The organism is Mesorhizobium sp. WSM4810 (assembly GCF_055811235.1).
In genome coordinates this window covers 40402-60317 of sequence record NZ_JBVVQV010000011.1, presented here as the reverse complement: position 1 = coordinate 60317, position 19916 = coordinate 40402, and the positions used below count along the sequence as shown (strand labels likewise).

Below are 19916 nucleotides of genomic sequence, written 5' to 3'. Positions count from 1 at the left end.
GTTTGCCGTTCGGCGCGGCATCGCCTACATAGCGCGCAACTTCCATTCAATCCGACATTCCAGTCGACTTTTCAGGGAAAGCGCGCGTGGCACGCCAGTTCATCTATCACATGGCCGGCCTCAACAAGGCCTATGGCACCAAGAAGGTGCTCGAGAATATCCACCTCTCCTTCTACCCGGACGCCAAGATCGGCATCCTCGGGCCGAACGGCGCCGGCAAGTCGACCATCCTCAAGATCATGGCCGGCATCGACAAGGAGTGGAGCGGCGAGGCGTGGCTGGCCGAAGGCGCCACCGTCGGTTACCTGGCGCAGGAGCCGGCGCTCGATGCGAGCAAGACCGTGTTCGAGAACGTCATGGAAGGCGTCGCCGCCAAGACCGCGATCATCGAACGCTACAACGAATTGATGATGAACTATTCCGACGAGACGGCCGACGAGTCGGCCAAGCTCCAAGACGAGATGGACCGGCTCAACCTGTGGGATCTCGAACAGCAGGTCGAGATGGCGATGGAAGCGCTGGGCTGCCCGCCCAAGGAAGCCGACGTCACCAAGCTGTCGGGCGGCGAGCGCCGCCGCGTGGCACTGTGCCAACTGCTGCTGCGTCAGCCCGACCTTCTGCTGCTCGACGAGCCGACCAACCATCTCGACGCCGAGACGACGGCGTGGCTTGAAAAGCATCTGCGCGCCTATCCGGGCGCGGTGATGATCATCACCCACGATCGCTACTTCCTCGACAATGTCACCGGCTGGATCCTCGAGCTCGACCGCGGCCGCGGCATTCCCTATGAGGGCAACTACACCAAATATCTCGAAGCCAAGGCCAAGCGGCTCAAGCAGGAGGGCCGCGAGGACGATGCGCGCCAGCGGGCGATCGGCCGCGAGCGCGAGTGGATCCAGTCCAGCCCGAAGGCACGGCAGACCAAGTCGAAAGCGCGCATCCAGGCGTTCCAGGATCTGCTGGATGCGGCCGACAAGCGGCGTCCGAGCGACACCCAGATCGTCATTCCGCATGGCGAGCGGCTCGGCAATGTGGTGATCGAGGTCGAGGACCTGTCGAAGGGCTTTGGCGACACGCTGCTGATCGACGACCTCGAATTCAAGTTGCCGCCCGGCGGCATCGTCGGCGTCATCGGCCCGAACGGCGCCGGCAAGACGACGCTGTTCCGCATGATCACCGGCCAGGAAAAGCCGGATGCCGGCACGATCCGCGTCGGCGAGACGGTCAAGCTCGGTTACGTCGACCAGAGCCGCGATGCGCTCGACCCGACCAAGACCGTCTGGGAAGAAATCTCGGGCGGCGCCGAAGTGGTCAAGCTCGGCAAGTTCGAGGCCAACACCCGAGCCTATTGCGCCTCGTTCAATTTCCGCGGCGGCGATCAGCAGCAGAAGGTCGGCAATCTGTCCGGCGGCCAGCGCAACCGCGTCCATCTGGCCAAGATGCTGAAGACCGGCGGCAATGTGCTGCTGCTCGACGAACCGACCAACGATCTCGATACCGAAACGCTGGCGGCGCTCGAAGACGCGCTGGAAAACTTCGCCGGCTGCGCCGTCATCATCTCGCACGACCGCATGTTCCTCGACCGGCTGGCGACGCACATCCTTGCCTTCGAAGGCGACAGCCATGTCGAGTGGTTCGAGGGCAATTTCGAGGATTACGAGCAGGACAAGATCCGCCGGCTCGGTCCCGATGCCGTCAACCCGCACCGCATGACGTACAAGAGGTTGACGCGATAGGGGTTTTTAGGGCGGCGAATTCTCAAATGATCTGAGGAGCTGAAATGGCAGACTGGTCCGCCGCCCAATATCTCAAATTCGAGGACGAGCGCACGCGTCCGGCGCGCGATCTCGTCGCGCAGGTGCCGGTGGCGGCGCCACGCCGGGTGGTCGATATCGGCTGCGGGCCGGGCAACTCGACCGAATTGCTGGTTGAGCGCTGGCCGGGCGCGCAGGTCAGCGGTTTGGACACCTCGGCTGACATGATCGAGAAGGCGAGGGCACGTCTGCCGGAAGTGGCCTTCGAACTGGCGGATGCGGCGGCGTGGCAGCCCGAAGAGCCGGTCGACGTGATCTTCGCCAATGCGGTGTTCCAGTGGCTGCCCGAGCATCCGGCGATCTTCCAGCGGCTGATGGGATTTTTGGCGCCCGGCGGCGCGCTTGCCGTGCAGATGCCCGACAATATGGGTGAGCCGTCGCACCGGCTGATGCGCGAGACGGCGGCCGAAATGCCGTTTGCCGAAAAGCTCGAGTGTGCTGCGCGCGGGCCGCTGCCGCTAGTGTCGTTCTACTACGATCTTTTGTCGCCGTTCTCCGACCGGCTCGACATCTGGCACACCGCCTACAATCATCCGCTGGCCGATGCCGGGGCAATCGTCGAGTGGCTGAAGTCGACGGGGCTGAAGCCGTTCCTCGATCCGCTCGACGAGAACGAGCGACGGTTTTTTCTCACGCGCTACACCGCTGGGATAACCGAAGCCTATCCGAAGACGGCGAACGGCAAGGTGCTGCTGCGTTTCCCGCGCCTTTTCATCGTCGCGCGGCGCGCTGCCTAGAAACGATTGGCGACACCGAGACGCACTGCCTGGCTGCGCTTGATTCGCCACAACGCGTATTTCAGCCACGCAAGGTTGTGGTCTTGTGCCTCAGGCCCTTGATTTAAGCCGGCTTAAACTAGCTTGATGCGAATAATGTTGCGCCGAACTCTCGCGGCGCCCACATCAAGCCGTAGCGCCTGCGCATGGGGACGAACTGAAAATGCATCGCGTCATCATCAGCGGCATCGGCGTTGAAATCCCCGAGCCTTCGATCACCAATGAGGAATTGGTCGACAGCTTCAATGCCTGGGTCGAGATGGAGAATGTCCGCCGCCAGGTTTCGGGCGAGACGCTGCTGCAGAAGTCGGACAGCGCCTTCATCGTCCATGCTTCGGGCGTGCAGACGCGCCATGTGATCGAGCGGGAAGGCATTCTCGACCCGACCCGCATGGCGCCGCGCATTCCGCCGCGGCCGGACGACGCACTGTCGCTGGAAGCCGAGTTCGGCATCGCATCGGCCAGGAAAGCGCTCGACCATGCCGGCCTGGAGCCACCTGATATCGACCTGGTGATCTGCTCGGCCTCGCATCACCAGCGGCCCTATCCGGCGATCGCCATCGAGATGCAGCAGGCGATGGGCACGAGGGGCGCCGGCTTCGACATGGGCCTTGGCTGTTCGTCGGCGGCGGCGGCGTTGCATATCGCGGTCAATCTGGTGCGGGCGGGCGCACACAGGCGCGTGCTGGTGACGACGCCCGAAATCATCACCGGCCATCTCAACTTCCGCGACCGGCAGACGCATTTCATCTTCGGCGATGCTTCGGTCTCGATGGTCGTCGAGGGGCTTGCCCAGGGCGACAAGCGGCCGGGACGTTTCGAGGTGCTCGACACCCGGACCTGGACGCAGATGTCCAACAACATCCGTACCAATCTCGGCTATTACACGCGCACCGCCCAGGACGATCCGTATATGATCAACCTGGAAGGCAACCTGATCAATCAGGTCGGCAACAAGGTGTTCAAGGAAGTCACCGTCGCCGGGCACAAATTCATCGTCGAGTTCCTGGCCGAGCATGGGCTGACGCCGCAAGCGATCCGGCGCTTCTGGCTGCATCAGGCCAATGCACGTATGAACGCCATGATCCTGAAGCTGTCGTTCGGCCACGAGGTCGACCATGACCGCGCGCCGATGGTGCTGGAGCGCCTCGGCAACACCGCCGGCGCCGGTGCCGTCGTCGCCTTGTCGGAAAACCACGCCGACATGAACGCCGGCGACTATGGCCTGCTCTGCGCCTTCGGCGCCGGCTATTCGATCGGCGGGGCGCTGTTGCGCATGCTCTGATTGGCGCGAACGGCACCGGCATTGGAAGGCGCCGGTGTAATCGCATCAGCCTGCTTGACTGGAGCATCAGTGCTTTAGGCTGGACCTGATGAACTCACTGCGGCTAATTGCTTGGCATCACGCACGGAGCGAAGCCTATGCTGGACCTCTTCCCCGAGAGGGTAAACCCGGTCGAAATCATCCCGGCGCGGAAACTTGTCGCGCGGGTGGCCGCGCTTTACGTCGCGCCATCGGATCATTTCGAGACACGCGCGGTGGATGAATTGCGGCTTGGCTTCGACGGCATCGACGGCGATTTCCACGCCGGCGCGACGCGGCGCTCCGGCGGGCGCGAGCCCTGGTATCCACGCGGCACCGAGATGCGCAACGAGCGGCAGCTGTCGATCGTGGCCGCGGACGAACTGGCGATCGTGGCAGGGCGGATGGCCATCGCCGAGATCAAGCCGGAGTGGATCGGCGCCAATCTGTTGATCGAAGGCCTGCCGCATCTCTCGATGCTGCCGTCCGGCACGCTGCTGTTCTTCAAAGGCGGCGTCACCGTCAAGGTCGATGCGCAGAACGGACCTTGCCGCATCGCCGGGCGATCGGTTGCGGAAAATGCCGGAATGGCCGACCGTGAAGCCGGCGCGCTGTTGTTCCCGAAAGCGGCAAAACGGTTGCGCGGCCTTGTCGCCTGGGTGGAAAAACCAGGACGCATCACGGCCGGCGAGGAGATTTCGGTGCGTGTGCCCGAGCAGTGCATTTACCGGGCCTGAGGCCAGGGATGGTCAGGAATAGTGCACCGGGCTGCACTAGGTCGGATCTCGGTGCTTTTGCCAATAGATCGCCATGAGGCGCCTGGTAATCGCACCGACCTTGCGGTCCGCGACCGGAACACCGTCGATCACCGTTACCGGCATGATGCCGCCGGCGGTCGAGGTGATGAAGACCTCATCGGACTGACGCAGCGCAGCGACGCTGACATCGGCCGCGGCAACGGCAAGCCCTGCCTCCGTGCAGAGATCGAAGACGGTGCGGCGGGTGATGCCTGGCAGCACGCCGACAGCCGGCGTCGATAGTTTGCCGTCGTCCAGGCAAAAGACGTTGAAGCCGGGGCCTTCCGCGACATTGCCGTTGAAATCGAGGAGCAGTGCGGTCTCGGCGCCGCGGTCATAGGCGTTGTAGAGGCCTCGCACCAGGTCGAGCCAGTGGTAGTTCTTGATTGTCGGGTCGATCGAGGCTGGTGGGATGCGCACCTTGTCGCTGATCGCCACATGCAGGCCGCGCTGCAATTGCTCGGCGTTGGCGACCGAGCCGAAGGGAACGGCGAACGCCATGAAGCGGTTGACGGCGTCGCGCGGGTCGCGGCTGAAGGTCGGCGAGGCGCCGCGCGTGCACAGCATCTCGACATAAGCGTCGCGATGACCCGACAGCGCCACGCAATTGTGGAGGATTTCGGCGACTCCATCGCGGTCGAACGGGATCGTCATGCGCAGCTTTTCCAGCCCGCCGAAGAAGCGATCGAGATGCAGGTCGAGGCGGAAGAAACGACCGTCCCAGACATGCACCGTGTCGTAGGTGGCGTCGGAATGCAGTAAGCCCCAATCCAGCACCGAGATCTTGGCTTGCGACATCGGCAGATACTGCCCGTCCAGGAAGGCAACACCATCGGGGTAGGAGTGCGGGTCTATGTGACGGTCGGAGAGCGAGGGCAGTGGTTTGGCGTGCGGATCGATCAAGTTGCTCATCACGTCCTCCGTCAGGTCGTCTTCGTCCAGACGCGATAGAGCGCTGCGGCGGGTGGTACAAGACACAGGCCGGGGTTGCGGATGAGCCATCGGGGTATCTGGCTATTCCTCACCGTCGTCCTCGAGCAGACGTGTCGCGCGCCAGCGGGTCAGCACCCTGTTGGTCTGTTCCATGACGAAGAAACGCGCCGAGTCGCGGTCATAGCCTTCGGCCAGCAGTTTCTCGTAGTCGGTGTGCACATGACGGATGTGGGCTATTGTCGCCAGCCATACGGCAATGCTCGGCGGCAAGCTCTTCATATGCACCGCGCCGGCGTCGGCGCGGATCTTTTCCATGTCGGCATAGGGCGCCAGCGGCAAAAGCGCTGTCAGCACCTTAGCGATGGCGCGGCGGCGACCGGTCGGCGCGCTCATTGCCCGTCCCGTCTTGGCACGACCTGTCCGGGCTCGTCCCGTCCGGCAATGGTCGCATCGGCAAAGGCGTCGGTCGAAGCGAAATAAGGCTTGATGTCGATCACCGGCGTGCCGTCGAGCACGTCGATGGCATCGAGATCGATACGGCCCGTTTCGATGTCGAGGGCGACGAGCCTGGCGATATGCAACCCGACCGGGTTCGGCCGGGCCGGGGAGCGCAGCGAAAAAACGCCCGTCGGTTCAGCCGCATGGCGGGGCTTCTGAACAATCAAGGTCCGCGGGGCGTGGTGCAGCCAGGACAGGATGATGACGTGACTGGCGCGTGCAAGCCCGATCAGACCCTCGCGATAGGGCAGGTCGATGGTGAGAACCGCCGGCTGTCCGGTTTCGCGCGCGGCTTTCATGTTCTTGGGGCAAGTTTCCCGCGAGGTCCAGGGCGAGGCGATGCGGCCGATGAAGACGACGTGGCCGTCCGGCGCCATATCGGCGGGATCAGTTTCCAGAAGCTTTTCGCCGCTGCGCGTTTCGAACATGGTTTTTGCCCCGATCCTGCTTCCGGCTGTGCGCGATCCGCCACGCATGCGTCATTTTCTTGTCCGGGAGCGACATAGCGCTTGCAAGCCTATCAAAATCGACATAAACATATGTTTATATCTTTTCAAAGAGAATGCTCGCATGCACGTCGCGCTCGACACCATGGTAGATACATTGAAGGCGGCGGCCGAATCCAGCCGGTTGCGCATCCTGGCGTTGCTGTCGCGCGGCGACCTCACCGTTTCCGATCTCACCGAAATCCTCGGCCAGTCGCAGCCGCGCGTCTCGCGCCACCTGAAGCTTTTACTCGAGGCGGGGCTGATCGGCCGCTATCAGGAGGGCTCCTGGGCCTTCTTCCGGCTGTCGGATTCGGATGCGGCGCGGGACTTCGTGCTCAGGCTGGTCTCCGGTATCCGGGGCGCCGATCCGCAGGTCGAGCGTGACCTCGAGCGGTTGGCGGCGGTCAAGCGCAAGCGGCAGGATCGCGCCGCCGAATATTTCTCCGTAAATGCCGCAAGCTGGGATCACATCCGCTCGCTGCATGTGCCGGACCGCGCCGTGGAGGCAGCGCTGCTCAAGCTCGTCGGCAAGCGGCCGTTCCAGTCGATGCTCGACCTTGGCACCGGCACCGGGCGGCTGCTCGAGATCTTTTCGCCGCTCTACCGGCGCGGCATCGGCATCGACATGTCGCGCGAGATGCTGACGGTGGCGCGCGCCAATCTCGACAAGGCCGGCATCTCGAATGCGCAGGTGCGCCAGGGCGACATTTTTGCGCCGCCGGTCGAGCGCGACGCCTTTGATCTCGTCACCATCCACCAGGTGCTGCACTATCTTGACGATCCTGCCCGCGCCATCCGCGAGGCAGCAAGGCTGCTGCGTCCGGCAGGCCGGCTGGTGATCGTGGATTTCGCTCCGCATTCGCTGGAATTCCTGCGCGACGCCCACGCGCATGTGCGGCTCGGCTTTGCCGACCGGCAGATCACCGAGTGGTTTTCCGAGGCTGGGCTCGACCTCGAGGAGAGCCAGGAATTCGAGCCGCGCGCCGGCAACGAGCCCAGGCTCACCGTAAAACTGTGGCTCGGCCGTGACCAGCGCATGCTGATCGCCGATCCTTCCAACCACGCACAACCGGCCAATGCCTTTCCGATAGGGGAAACCGCTTGATGAACCAGTTCCGCTTTTCCCGCCGCCCTGACATTGGCGACAAGATCAGGGTTTCGTTCGAGTTCTTCCCGCCGAAGAGCGACGAGATGGAAGCAAGGCTGTGGGACACCGTCACCCGGCTGCAGCCGCTCAAGCCGAAATTCGTCTCCGTCACCTATGGCGCCGGCGGCTCGACCCGCGAGCGCACGGCGCGCACGGTCAAGCGCATCCTCAACGAAACGACGCTGACGCCGGCGGCGCACATGACGTGCGTCGATGCGGCGCGTCACGAGGTCGATGAAGTCATCCAGGAATTCGCCGACATGGGTGTCACCCGCTTCGTCGCCCTGCGCGGCGATCCGGCCGAGGGCGTCGGCGCCGCCTACCGTCCGCATCCGGACGGCTATGCCAACGGCGCCGAACTGGTGGGGGCGCTGAAAGGTGTCGGCGATTTCGACATCTCGGTCTCCGCCTATCCGGAAAAGCATCCGGAGAGCCCGGATTTCGCCACCGATATCGATATGCTGAAGCGCAAGGTCGACAATGGCGCGACGCGGGCGATCACCCAGTTCTTCTTCGACAACGACCTCTACGAGCGCTATGTCGAGCGGGCGCGGCGGGCGGGCATCTACATACCGATCGTGCCGGGCATATTGCCAGTCCACAATTTTACCCAGGTCGCCAATTTCTCGGCGCGCTGCGGCGCGCTGGTGCCGGCGTGGATGGCCGAGCGCTTCGACGGGCTGCAGACGGACCCGCAGACACATGCGCTGGTGGCGGCCGCGGTGGCGGCCGAGCAGGTGCTGGACCTTGTCGAGCGCGGCGTCGGCGATTTTCATTTCTACACCATGAACCGCGCCGATCTGGTCTTCGCCATCTGCCACATGATCGGCATCCGCTCGCACGAGGCTGAAGCCGCGGGGTCCGCCGCGGCGTAACTCCCCGTCAAATCCGGATGCAAAAAGGCCGGGTAAAAAACCCGGCCTTTTCAATGACTTGGACTATTTTGTGCTGCTTCCGTTGCTTGGCGGGTCTACGGAAGAAAGCCCATAATCAGCGCCCCGATGAATGCAAATGCAGCACAAATCATCAACGCGTTGATTGGCCTGGTAAGCCCCATGTCATAGCCTCCTCTTAAAGAGCTATGGCCAGAGTCTAGGGGCATTTCTGCCACAGGCAAGCGGAAACTATGCTGCAATGCGACGACAATGTGGAATTTGGGACAGGCCATTTGCCGTTAGGCATTGAAACTCTTCGGCAAAATCCCGCTTCGGCCCTGTGTACAAAATGTGACGGAGCTGGGGCAAGAATGGGTATGGCAGCGCTACCGCCGCTGAAAGTCGGAATCGATTTTCGCGTCGGTACGAAGATTCGACAAGTTGAGTTGGAGCGTCGTTTGGGCGTCCCATTGGACCCTCAAGCGTGTCAGGCCTGGGAAGCGATCCGCTTCAGCTTGTTGGTCATGCATGTCGTTATCGCAAACCGCTACGCACCCTCGGTTCAAGCCCGAGGGCGTGCTTTTGGGCGACATGCATCAGCGTCGGCCGAACAGGCGGCCGTCGATGGTGACGAGGCCGATCGCGATCAGCGCCATGCCGCCGAGCTCGAACAATTCGAGCCGTTCGCCCAGGAACAGAAAGCCGAGCAGGATCGCGCTGGCCGGCACGATGAGCGTGACCAGCGAGGCGTTGGTGGCGCCGGCCGAGGCGACGAGGTTGAAATAGAGGATGTATGCGAAGGCGGTGGACAGCAGGGCCAGCGCCAACACCGCCGCCCAGACCGGCGGCGAGGCCGAAAACAGGTTGGCAGTGCCGTGGCCAAGCAGCACGATCGGGATCATGATGATGGTCGAAGCGGTCAATTGTCCGGTGGCGATGACCGGTGACGGCACACCCTTGAAGCGGCGGGCGATCATCAGGGCCACCGCATAGGACAGCGAGGCGCCGACCAGCGCAAATTTCGCCCAGACCGGACCGCCCAGCCCGGCAAGCAGGCCGGGACCGATCATCACCGCAGTGCCGACGATGCCGAGCGCGATCCCGGCAAGCTTGTTCCAGGAGAGCTTTTCGTCTGATGTCAGCGCGTTGGCGAGGATCAACGTCCAGAACGGCGTCGTCGAATTGAGCACCGAGGCGACACCGGCGCCAAGCTCGGTCTGGCCGGCGAAGATCAGCGAGAACGGTATGACGTTGTTGACGAGCGCCAGCAGAAAGAACAGGCCGGCATGCGGCAAGGCGATGCGGAAGGACGGACCGCGCAGGCCGAGATAGAGATGCAGCGCCAGCGCCGCGATGGCGACGCGAAACAGCACCAGTACCAGCGGCGGAATCTCGGCAACCGCAATGCGGGCAAAGAAGAACGAGCCACCCCAGATCGCACCGAGCAGCAGAAGCTGCGCCCAGTCTTTCAAGACCATGGGGCCGCGCATTGCCGTCGTGGTTGTGATCGCCATGGAGAATCCTCCCGGATGGTTCTGAATGCCAAGTCAATCAGGCGTCTGTTCAGGCCATATTCTGTTCGATGGCAAGGGCCACCCGAAACCAGATCAGTGGACTAGCATTGCATCATCTGCCGTAGCGCCGCAGCGTCAGGGGTGCGAGACACAGAATTGTTTTCATTCCCGCATAGGTTGGATTAATTGTGCGCAGTCTAAGCCAAGGGATTCGTCCATGCAGCAATTCGAAAATGCGCGCGAAGCGGCGCTGGCGCTTCGCCCGGACGATCCGATCTATTGCTTCCGCCCGCAGGTGCTGAAGGCGGACGCCAGGCAGTTCATGGGCATGTTTCCCGGCAAGACCGCCTATGCGGTCAAGACCAACGGCGAGCAGATCGTGCTGAAGGCGCTGGTCGAGGCCGGCGTCGGCGCTTTCGACGTGGCCTCGCCCGGTGAGTTCGCCGCCGTGCGCGCAGTCTCGCCGGACGCCGAGATGCTCTACATGCATCCGGTCAAGGCACAGTCGGACATCAAGCTGGCGCTGGAGAAATATGGCATCCGGGTCATCTCGCTCGACCACGAGGACGAGATCACCAAGCTGACCCGCGTGGTGCGGGCGCTCGATATCGATCCGGGTGCGATCACCGTGTTCGTGCGCATCCAGACGAAAGGATCGGCCGCCTACGAACTGTCGAAGAAGTTTGGCGCCGGACCGGCCAATGCGGTCGATCTGGCCGAACGGCTGAACCGGACCGGCTACAAGGTCGGCCTGTGCTTTCATGTCGGCAGTCAGATCGAGGATCCCGACACCTATGAGCGCGCGCTGGCCTCGGCCGACTGGGTGCGCAACCGCGTCAGCTTCGACATCGCCGGCCTCGACGTCGGCGGTGGTTTTCCCGCCGAATACGGCCATGATCCCAACCGCAAGCAGATCGAGATGCCGTCGCTCGGCCAGATCATGTCGCGGCTGTCGGGCGACCTCAAGGAATACCAGTTCGACCAGATGCCGCTGATGGCGGAGCCGGGCCGGGTGATCGTGGCGCGCTGCCTGTCGCTGATCGTGCGTGTGCTGCTGCGCAAGGGCAAGCGGCTCTACATCAATGACGGCATCTGGGCGTCCCTGTCGGATTCATGGACCGGCAAGATCACGCTGCCGGCGCGCTTCATTCCAGACCCGGCGATCCGCTCGCGCAACGGCGAGGAGAAGACCATCGTGCCGTTCAAGGTCTGCGGCGCGACCTGCGATTCCGTCGACATCCTGTCGCGGCCGTTCTGGCTGCCGGAAACGGTCGATACCGGCGATTGGATCGAGATCGGCCATATCGGCGCCTATTCGCTGTCGCTGAGGACACGGTTCAACGGCTTCTATCCCGACACGTTCGTCGAGGTGACGACGCCGTTCGATGAAGGTGACGCGCCGCAGGGGTTTGCCAGCCTGGAGACGATGGCGGATTAGTGAATGGTGAATGGTGAATAGTGAATGGTGAATAGTGCGTAGTCAGTAGTCAGTAGTCAGTAGTCAGTATTCAGTAGTCAGTAGTCAGTAGTCAGTAGTCAGTAGTCAGCGGTGACTGCCTAATTCCACTGCCACTACCATTCACTATTCACTACCCACTAAGCAACGCCGCCGCCGGCCTGGATGTTCTCGCCGGTCAGCCAGCGGGCCTCGTCGGAGGCGAGGAACCGCGACATCGGCAACGTCGCGCGGCGCTCCGATCCTGCCGAAGGGCGACATCCCGGCGGCGATCGCGCGATCCCGCTGCGGAAGCAGGTCGGTGTCGCTAAAGCCCGGCGAAAGCGCATTCACGGTGACGGAGCGCGGTCCGAGTTCGCGAGAGAGGACGCGGACGAACTGCTCGACGGCTCCTTTGCTGCCGAGATAAAGGGCGGTCTGGGTGAAGAACATCTTGGTTCCACCGGTGGAAACCGCGATGATACGGCCACCGTCGCGCACGCGCCGCGCCGCTTCCTGAAGCGTGAAGAAGGTGCCTTTGGCATTGGCGCCGAAGACGTGGTCGAAGTCGGCTTCGGTGGCCTCGACCAGCGGCTTTATGACGGCGACGCCGACATTGGCGACGACGATGTCAATCGCGCCCATCTGCTTCTTGTTTCATCGAACAGCCGACGAATGTCGGAAACACTGGAGATATCGGCCTGAATGGCGACGGCCTTGCCGCCATTCTCGCGGATGGCAGCAACGGCTTCCTGGGCGGCTTTCTCGTTACCGACATAATTGAGGACCACGGCCGCGCCGTTTGCCGCTAGCCCCTCGGCGATGGCGCGGCCGATGCCGCGCGAACTGCCGGTCACGAGCGCGGTTTTGCCATCAAGCGAATGATACATAGCTGCTGTCCTTTTCTCGTCTGGCTACGGCCGCTCCAAATCGAGCGTCGGTTCCATGTCGAAGTTAGGGCATGCTATTGCTCAGATAATAGTCTATTATCAAACAGCCTTGTTAAGTCTGAGGTACATAATGCGAGGGACCGAGTTTTCCGAGCTGAAGGCGTTCGCGACGATCGTCGAGGAAGGCAGCTTTGTCCAAGCCGCGGCCAGGCTCAGGATTTCGCCGCCGGCGCTTAGCCAGACAATACGCGGGCTGGAGGAGCGTGTCGGTGTCCGGCTGCTCAGCCGCACGACCCGCAGCGTGTCGCCGACCGCTGCAGGCGAAACGCTGTTTGCCCGCCTCGCTCCGGCATTCAGCGAACTCGAAGGGGCTGTCGCCGACGCGCATGCATCACGCGATCGACCGGCAGGCTTGCTGCGCATCAATGTTCCGCGCATCGCCGCCATGCGTTTCATCGTGCCCATCCTCGGCGATTTCCGCCGTGCCTATCCCGAAATTGCCCTCACCATCATCGTCGACGACATGCTGACCGATATTGTCGAGGGACGATTCGATGCCGGAATCAGGCTTGGTGAGCGGCTGCATAAGGACATGGTGGCGGTGAAACTCAGCGACGAACTGGAGATGGCTGCGGTGGCGGCGCCCAGCTATCTCGAGGATCACCCCATGCCCCGTCATCCCGCCGACCTGCACCATCACCAATGCATCAATTTCCAGTGGCCCGGTGGCGGCAACATCTATCGATGGGAGTTCGCGCGAGGCCAACGCGCTTTCGAAATAGCCGTGAACGGCGGTCTGACGGTCAACGACACGGAACTGATGATCAGGGCGGCCCTGGATGGGATCGGCGTGGCTTACATGCTGGATTACCAGGTTCGGCCGTGGATCGAAACCGGCAAGCTCATCCGTTTTCTCGAAGCCTGGTCGCCGAGATTTCCGGGTTTTTATCTATATCATACGAGCTCCCGGCAGGTTCCGCCGGCCTTGCGTGTGTTTATCGACTTCCTGCTTGCCAAGCGATGACGGATTAGTGAATAGTGAATAGTGAATAGTGAATAGTGAATAAGTCAGTAGTCAGTAGTCAGTAGTGAGTAGTGAGTAGTGAGTAGTTAGTAGTTAGTAGTGAGTAGTGAGTAGTGAGTAGTGAGTAGTGAGTAGTGAGTAGTGAGTAGTGAGTAGTGAGTAGTGAGTAGTGAGTACCTAGTTCCACTCACCACCATTCACCATTCACCATTCACCATTCACCATTCACTACTCACTACTATTCACTAACCTGCTACAGCTTCGCCAAAAGCTCTGGTGTCGGCCAGCCGTCGACCGGCAGGCCTAGCCGCATCTGCTCCTTGCGGATCGCCTCGCGGGTGTTGGTGCCCAGGATGCCGTCGACCGTGCCTACGTCATAGCCTTTGGCCTCGAGCTTTGTCTGCAATGCCCTCATCTGGTCGCCGTTGAGGCCGGGTTCGGGATTGCGCGGGTCGAATTGCGGCGCACCCGCCAGCTGCGCGGCGAGATTTGCCGCAGTCAGCGCATAGGTGAAGGACTGGTTCCATTCGAGGTAGACGTCGAAATTGTCGTAGACGAGGAAGGCTGGCCCCTTGCGGCCCATAGGCAGTGCGAGGCCTGCCTTCAGTCCGTTGTCGACAAGCGGCGTGCTGTTCGGGTTGGTGACACCCCACTGAGCCCATTGCGCCAGCGGCAGCTTGTTGGTGCGGCCGGTCTGGTCCCATGGCAAGGCGTCGGGCACGCGGACTTCCTCGATCCAGGGCTGGTCGCGTTTCCAGCCGCGCGACGTGATCTTGTTGGCGGTGGTCATGATCACATCAGGCGCGCTGCCGCGCAGGTCGATCACTTCGTCGCCGTCGCCGTCGACGCCTCGGCCGAGATAGTCGGAAGGCAGCATCTGCGTCTGGCCGATTTCGCCCGCCCAGGCGCCGGTGACGTCGGCCGGGACCACGCCGCGATCGATCAGCGTCAACAATGGCACGATCTGGGACCGGAAGAGCTGCGGGCGACGACAGTCGTGAGAGAGCGTGACCAACGCGTTCAGCGTTTGGAAATCGCCCTGCACGGCGCCGAAATCGGTTTCCAGCGCCCAGAAGGCGGCAATGACCGGGGCCTGAACGCCGAATTCGCGATCGGCGCGGGCAAACACGTCGGCATATTCCTTTAAGATGACCGCGCCCTGCTTCAGCCGATAGGCCGATATCATGCGGTTCGAAAACTCGATGAAGGTCTGGGTAAAGACGCCTTGGGCGCGATCTCGCGCCAGCACCTTTCCATCGAGAGCGGCGGTTTCCAGCGCCTCAAGTCCGGCAGTGCCGACGCCGGCGTTCTTCGCCTCGGCCACAACGCCCTGCTTCCAGGCCTGGAAATCGCCGCCGCATTGCTGTGCCACCGCCGGCGACGTGGCGGCCAGAAACAGCGCCGCGAGAATTTCCAAGCGCAATCGCATCGCCATCCTCCCGAGAAGATTACCGGCGGTTGCAGGCGTCCTTCATTGGCTGTGTCGAAAAGCAGGCTGCAGGCCCGCTGTCAACGGGTGTTCTGCCGCAGCCATTTGTTCCAGGTGGCTTCCGAGCCGTTGAATACGTTGATATCGGCCTTCCCTGAGATGCCCGGCACAATACCGGTTCCGGTGTACTGCCAGAAGGTGAACGGGTGGCTGCCGTATCTTTTGCGCGGATGGCCGGCCACCGAACGCAGCCAGTAGGGATAGCCGCGGAAGGCCGACAGGCCGTTGTCGTCGAAGAAATCGATCGAGGTGTAGATGATCGGCTTCTTGCCATAGTGCTTTTCGACGATTTCGAGGAAAGTGCTCATCTCGCTGCGCACCGTGGCCGCATTGGGGCGCAGCTTGCAGGTCGGCGATTGCGGGTTCCATTCCATGTCGAGAACCGGCGGCATTGCCGACCGGTCTCTGGGCACGTTCTGGATGAACCAGCGCGCCTGCGTCGCGGCCGGCGTGCAAAAATAGTAGAAATGATAGGCGGCGCGGGGGATTCCGGCGGCTTTCGTGCGGCTCCAATGCTCGTTGAAATACGCGTCGAAGCGATCGCCACCTTCCGTCGCCTTGACGAAAACGAAGGAAATGCCGCTGGCCCTGGCCGCCGGCCAATCGACCGAGGTCTGGTATTTGGAGACGTCGGTGCCATGAACGGCATAGCTCCACGGCGCGCCGCTGTCCCACTCATGCGGGTCGGAGTCGTCAAAACGGGGTGCGCGCACCGCAACGCTCGGCGCGCCCGATGAGGGAGGCGCAAGATCGTCGACGGTCGAGCAGGCGCCCAGCAGCGTCAGCAAGATGAAAGCCGCGAAACGGCGCATCGCTACTCCTGAACCGGTTTCAGCCGGCCGCTGATGGGTTGTTGCTGCAGGTGGTCCCTCGACCGTGCCCCCAAGCGATCGCCCCACAGGACCGCTCTCCTATCCCTGGTGTATCGCTGATCATGGTTGATATTCCGTTGACAGCGCTCGACCAGAACCGCGATTTTGCCGAAGCAATGACGGCAAATCAATGGCATGGATGAGCGTCCGGGGAGAGTCGGAAGAATGCTGACTGTTCTGAGGCTGGTGAAATGGCTGCTCGGGCTGGCCGTGCTGGCGGTCGCAGCACTCGCTGCCTGGCTGTATCTGGCGCCGCCGGAACTGATCCGCGTCGGCTCGGGCTATACGGCCAAGATCGTCTGCTCGAACGTCTTCATCGCCGGACGCGATGCCGATGAGGTGCTCGCCGTCGACGTGCAGGCGCCGGGCCATCCACTGCTGCGGCTGATGAGGATGTCGGTCGACAAGGAACAGGGCACGGTTTCGGCCGGGCTGTTCGGCGTGTTCGGCAAGAGCGTCGCCGTCGTTCGAGACGGGCTTGGCTGCACCGCGGTTCCGGGCGGCGACATCGCCAGGGCCAAAGCAGTCGCCGGGCCGGCGCTGACACCGGCGCCGCCGCTCGACGCGCTCTGGCCGGAGGGCGACAAGGTCGACGCATCGCAAAACCCCGAGATCGCGAAAATCCTCGACGATCCTGCAATGACCGGCGCCGGTATGCGGGCGGTGGTGGTGGTCAAGAACGGCCGAATCGTCGCCGAGCGTTATGGCGCAGGCTTTACCCAAAAGACGCCGCTGCTTGGCTGGTCGATGACCAAGACGGTCAATGCCGCGATCGTCGGCACGCTGGTGAAGGACGGCAAGATGGTGATGACGAACCAGGGCCTGTTCGGGCCCTGGAAAGCGGACGGCCGCGCCGCCATCAGCCTCGCCGACATGATGGCGATGTCGAGCGGGCTGGAGTTCAACGAGGATTATGGCGACGTCACCGACGTGACGCGGATGCTCTACCTCGAGCCTGATATGGCGGGCTTTGCCGGATCCAAGCCGCTGACCGGCGAGGTGGGCAAGGTATTTTCCTATTCAAGCGGCACGGCAGCGATGCTGTCGCGGCTTTGGCAGGATGCGGTCGGCGACAAGGACAAGGCGCTGGCGTGGCCAAGGATTGCGCTGTTCGACCCGCTCGGCATGCAGAGCGCGGTGCTGGAGACCGACGAGCACGGCACCTTCGTCGGCTCGTCCTATCTCTACGCCACCGCCCGCGACTGGGCGCGCTTCGGCCAGTTCCTGCTGCAGGATGGTGTCTGGAACGGCCAGGAGGTCCTGCCTGCGGGCTTCGTCGCCTGGATGCGGGAAGCCGCAACCGCCTCGAAAGTCTACGGCAGGGGCCAGGTGTGGATCGAGGGTCCGGGCGACGAGGAGAGCCCCGGCGCCGGTATCGCTGCGGGCCTGCCAAGGGATAGCTATTGGATGGAAGGCCATGACGGGCAGACGGTCGCCATAATCCCCTCGGCGCAGCTTGTGGTGGTGCGGCTCGGCCTGACGCCGGCCAAGCTCGGCTACCGGCCGCAGATCATGCTGGCAGCACTGGTGAAGGCGCTGCATTAGAGGAATGCGGCGATCGCTCGCCGCAGGGTCTATGCAGCTGTCGCCAAAGGCCTTCCACGATCAACACGCGCCCGCCCGTCTGGCGAGGAGCAAAGCGACGCGACCGATCTTGGGATTCCGTGACCTTGGAGCGCTGCTGCGGTGCAGAACCTTCGATCGCGGAGCGAGGCGCCCCCCTCTGTCCTGCCGGACATCTCCCCCACAAGGAGGGAGATTGGCAGTTCGCGCGCCTCACCCTTCTTTCAACGTTGAAGATTGGCGAAGCCGGACGCGACATCTGATCTCCCCCCAAGTGGGGGAGATGTCCGGCAGGACAGAGGGGGGCGCGACGGATCACTGCTGTTTTCGTTCTGAGCCGCTGCATTCTTCGGCTGATGTCACGGAATGGATCCCAGGTTCTGCGCCGTGTCGCTTCGCTCCTTGCTTGACCTAGGATGACGAAGGCGCGGGGGCTTATGGCTAATCGCAGACGTTGGAGATTGGCGGTTGCAGGCCGGTCGGCAGCGACCCTCCACAGGGCTCAGTCAAAGAGCAAATCCTCTGGGCTGCGGAACTAGCTGGCGATCTTGATCACGGCCAGCCAGGCGTAACCGCGATAAAGCGTTCTAAACCGAAGGGTTGCGCCGCGTCTTGCAGATTCTGATTGCAGGACGTCCCGCAGGGATTGACGCGGCTCGACGTGGAATTTCTTCAGCCAGCCGCGCAGCAGCGTGCGGAACCAGCGGGGCAGGGCCTCCTGCTGGCCGAAATCGACGACGTGCAGCGAGCCGCCGGGTGACAGGACTGCAAGTGCCGCTGATACGGTCTTCTCCCAGCCGGGGATCATCGACAGCGAATAGGAGACAAAAATGCGGTCGAAACGTTCGACGGAGAATAGCGCCTTCGCGTCGAAATCAGTGGCGTCGCCGCGCGCCAGCGTGACGCGGCCTGAGACGCCTTTACGGGCAATGGCAGCAGTGGCCGTTTCCAGCATTTCGGCTGAAATATCGAGACCGAAGAAGCGGGCGTCGGGATAAAGGCGGGCGGCGAGGACTATGTTGCGGCCGGTGCCGCAGCCAAGCTCGAGCACGGTGCCGCCGGCCGGCACTTCCAGCCCTGATATCAACCGGTCGCGGCCGAGCAGGTAATATTTGCGGGTCAGGTCGTAGGCGTGGCGCTGCCAGCGGTAGACGCCGTCCATCAGCTCGGCGTGCCCGGCCGGCGGTTCGCCGTGCCTGGCCGGCAGTTCGGTCGCGCTCATGCGGCTTGCTTCACATAAAGGTGGAAGCCGCCATAGATGGCCGAACGGTCGCGGGCCGAGAATTCGCGCGACGCCTCGTCCGCATAGCTCCACTGGTCGAGCAGCGAATTCGAGACCCGGCCGGGCAACAGGCTGGGTTCGGCCGCGGTGCGGAAGATGACGCGAGCATCGGTCGACGCGGTGCGGGTGATCTCGGCCCACAGCGCATTGAGCTGGTCGTCGGTCATCCAGTCCTGCGCGTCGAGCAGGACGAAGCGGTCGACCGAACCGGCATCCTTGCCGGCAAGGAACTCGATCAGATTGGCATGGTGGATGGCGACGCGGTTGACATTGTTGCGGATCGCCTGGTAGTTGCGTTTTTCGAGGTAGGCAGGCAGCGCCGCCTCGCCGGGATTGGGGTAGCGGCGGGCAAAAGCCTGCCAGGCGAAATAGTTGTTCTCCAGCGGAAAATCGCAGGCGAGCTTTTCCAGCCGGGCCTTCAGCACGCTGGCCATGGTGCCGTCGCCCGAGGTGATCAGCGAATCGTACTGCGCCGGCGGAATGCCGAGGCCGAACAGCGAGGCCTTTCGCGATGTTGCCCATTTCAGCAGCGGTTTTTCGAAGACCGGCGCCAGCTCGTCGTCGAAGAAGCGGCGCTGGTCGGCCAGGCTTTTGGCTTCCATGATGCCGGCCGGATCGACGCCGAAGAATTTGGCGGTGCGGTGGCCCATGGCGATGAACAGGCCGAGCAGGCCGGTCTGGTAGAAATTGCGGTCGAAGACGGCGATGCGGCGACGCCGGCGCCAGTTGCGATGTTCCCAGTAATGGCGGCTGACCGGGTCGAGATGCGGCGCGATGAAACGGTCGTAGGCTTGCGAATTGTGACGGGTCTCGGCAGCGCCGAAGAAACGGAACAGGTCGCCCTGCGACGGCAGATGGCGCACCGCTTCGAGCTTCATGCGGTTCAGCGCGATATGGGCGGCGTTGAGATCGACGGCGTCGACCCTTTCGGGTGACCGGGTGAGATAGGCAAGGATGTTGCAGCCGCCCGAGGCGATGGTGACGACGCGGTGGCCCTGGCCAAGCTGCATCGCCTCCATGTCAACGTCGGGGTCTTCCCAGATCTGCGGATAGACGAGGCCGGAAAACAGCAAGGCGAAGAGCCGCTCGGAGAGGCCGGCCTTAGACAGCGGGCGGTTCTGGTAGACGGCCTTGCCAACTTGCTTGCCGCGGCGAAAAACCAGTTCTCCGGAAACATCCGTCATGACAAGGCGATTCCCCGTTTGCTCTGGCGCAA

17 protein-coding genes and 1 pseudogene are annotated in these 19916 nt (G+C 62.8%); 9 read left to right on the top strand and 9 right to left on the bottom strand.

What is annotated here, in order from left to right; translation table 11 throughout:
• Positions 1–86 precede the first annotated feature (86 nt).
• The 4 genes from ettA to AC0L3O_RS17515 all read left to right on the top strand — a co-directional run bounded on the left by ettA (position 87) and on the right by AC0L3O_RS17515 (position 4630).
• The gene (gene ettA, locus AC0L3O_RS17530; RefSeq protein WP_027153822.1) at positions 87–1736 is read left to right on the top strand and encodes an energy-dependent translational throttle protein EttA; all 1650 of its coding nucleotides are present in this window, start codon (positions 87–89) and stop codon (positions 1734–1736) included.
• Between the two features lie 44 nt (positions 1737–1780).
• A complete protein-coding gene (gene tam / locus AC0L3O_RS17525) occupies positions 1781–2551 on the top strand; it encodes a trans-aconitate 2-methyltransferase (protein WP_473479941.1) in 771 nt (256 codons plus the stop codon).
• Between the two features lie 202 nt (positions 2552–2753).
• A complete protein-coding gene (locus AC0L3O_RS17520; protein WP_287237216.1) occupies positions 2754–3875 on the top strand; it encodes a beta-ketoacyl-ACP synthase III in 1122 nt (373 codons plus the stop codon).
• A 137-nt stretch (positions 3876–4012) separates the two neighbouring features.
• Entirely contained in the window at positions 4013–4630 is a 618-nt protein-coding gene (locus AC0L3O_RS17515; protein WP_473616169.1) for an MOSC domain-containing protein, read from the top strand.
• 36 nt (positions 4631–4666) lie between these two features.
• On the opposite strand, the gene AC0L3O_RS17510 is transcribed toward AC0L3O_RS17515, so the two are convergent.
• The 3 genes from AC0L3O_RS17510 to tsaA form a co-directional block, all read right to left on the bottom strand.
• Positions 4667–5602 (bottom strand): aminotransferase class IV, encoded by a 936-nt coding sequence (locus tag AC0L3O_RS17510; protein ID WP_473616168.1) that lies wholly within the window; start codon positions 5600–5602, stop codon positions 4667–4669.
• Positions 5603–5704: 102 nt separating this feature from the next.
• Positions 5705–6016 (bottom strand): DUF2293 domain-containing protein, encoded by a 312-nt coding sequence (locus AC0L3O_RS17505; RefSeq protein WP_473616167.1) that lies wholly within the window; start codon positions 6014–6016, stop codon positions 5705–5707.
• Positions 6013–6549 carry a tRNA (N6-threonylcarbamoyladenosine(37)-N6)-methyltransferase TrmO gene (gene tsaA, locus AC0L3O_RS17500; protein WP_473616165.1) on the bottom strand — a complete coding sequence of 179 codons (537 nt, stop codon included), beginning with the start codon at positions 6547–6549 and terminating at the stop codon, positions 6013–6015. Before tsaA ends, AC0L3O_RS17505 begins: the two co-directional genes overlap by 4 nt.
• A gap of 142 nt (positions 6550–6691) precedes the next feature.
• Between tsaA and AC0L3O_RS17495 the strand changes: the two genes are divergently transcribed.
• Entirely contained in the window at positions 6692–7714 is a 1023-nt protein-coding gene (locus AC0L3O_RS17495) for an ArsR/SmtB family transcription factor (protein ID WP_128174215.1), read from the top strand.
• Positions 7714–8631, top strand: a complete 918-nt coding sequence (gene metF / locus AC0L3O_RS17490; protein WP_128174212.1) for a methylenetetrahydrofolate reductase [NAD(P)H] — start codon at positions 7714–7716, stop codon at positions 8629–8631. Before AC0L3O_RS17495 ends, metF begins: the two co-directional genes overlap by 1 nt.
• A gap of 596 nt (positions 8632–9227) precedes the next feature.
• Here the strand turns inward: metF and AC0L3O_RS17485 are convergent.
• Entirely contained in the window at positions 9228–10145 is a 918-nt protein-coding gene (locus AC0L3O_RS17485; RefSeq protein ID WP_128167191.1) for a DMT family transporter, read from the bottom strand.
• Between the two features lie 217 nt (positions 10146–10362).
• Between AC0L3O_RS17485 and AC0L3O_RS17480 the strand changes: the two genes are divergently transcribed.
• Positions 10363–11583: an alanine racemase gene (locus AC0L3O_RS17480; protein ID WP_473616164.1), complete on the top strand. Its 1221-nt coding sequence runs from the start codon at positions 10363–10365 to the stop codon at positions 11581–11583.
• Positions 11584–11727: 144 nt separating this feature from the next.
• On the opposite strand, the pseudogene AC0L3O_RS17475 reads toward AC0L3O_RS17480, so the two are convergent.
• Positions 11728–12470, bottom strand: a pseudogene (locus AC0L3O_RS17475) (SDR family oxidoreductase).
• 130 nt (positions 12471–12600) lie between these two features.
• Here AC0L3O_RS17475 and AC0L3O_RS17470 point away from each other — a divergent pair.
• On the top strand, positions 12601–13494 hold the full coding sequence (locus AC0L3O_RS17470; protein ID WP_473616162.1) for a LysR family transcriptional regulator: 894 nt from the start codon (positions 12601–12603) through the stop codon (positions 13492–13494).
• Positions 13495–13747: 253 nt separating this feature from the next.
• On the opposite strand, the gene AC0L3O_RS17465 is transcribed toward AC0L3O_RS17470, so the two are convergent.
• Positions 13748–14923: a lytic murein transglycosylase gene (locus tag AC0L3O_RS17465; protein WP_473616161.1), complete on the bottom strand. Its 1176-nt coding sequence runs from the start codon at positions 14921–14923 to the stop codon at positions 13748–13750.
• 80 nt (positions 14924–15003) lie between these two features.
• Complete coding sequence (locus tag AC0L3O_RS17460) at positions 15004–15795, bottom strand: glycoside hydrolase family 25 protein (RefSeq protein ID WP_023798718.1); 792 nt, start codon at positions 15793–15795, stop codon at positions 15004–15006.
• Between the two features lie 225 nt (positions 15796–16020).
• Here AC0L3O_RS17460 and AC0L3O_RS17455 point away from each other — a divergent pair, with 225 nt between their 5' ends.
• Positions 16021–17400 carry a serine hydrolase domain-containing protein gene (locus AC0L3O_RS17455; RefSeq protein ID WP_473616160.1) on the top strand — a complete coding sequence of 460 codons (1380 nt, stop codon included), beginning with the start codon at positions 16021–16023 and terminating at the stop codon, positions 17398–17400.
• A gap of 553 nt (positions 17401–17953) precedes the next feature.
• Here AC0L3O_RS17455 and AC0L3O_RS17450 read toward each other — a convergent pair.
• A complete protein-coding gene (locus AC0L3O_RS17450) occupies positions 17954–18640 on the bottom strand; it encodes a class I SAM-dependent methyltransferase (RefSeq protein ID WP_473616158.1) in 687 nt (228 codons plus the stop codon).
• Positions 18637–19884 (bottom strand): BtaA family protein, encoded by a 1248-nt coding sequence (locus AC0L3O_RS17445; protein WP_473616157.1) that lies wholly within the window; start codon positions 19882–19884, stop codon positions 18637–18639. Before AC0L3O_RS17445 ends, AC0L3O_RS17450 begins: the two co-directional genes overlap by 4 nt.
• Positions 19885–19916 lie beyond the last annotated feature (32 nt).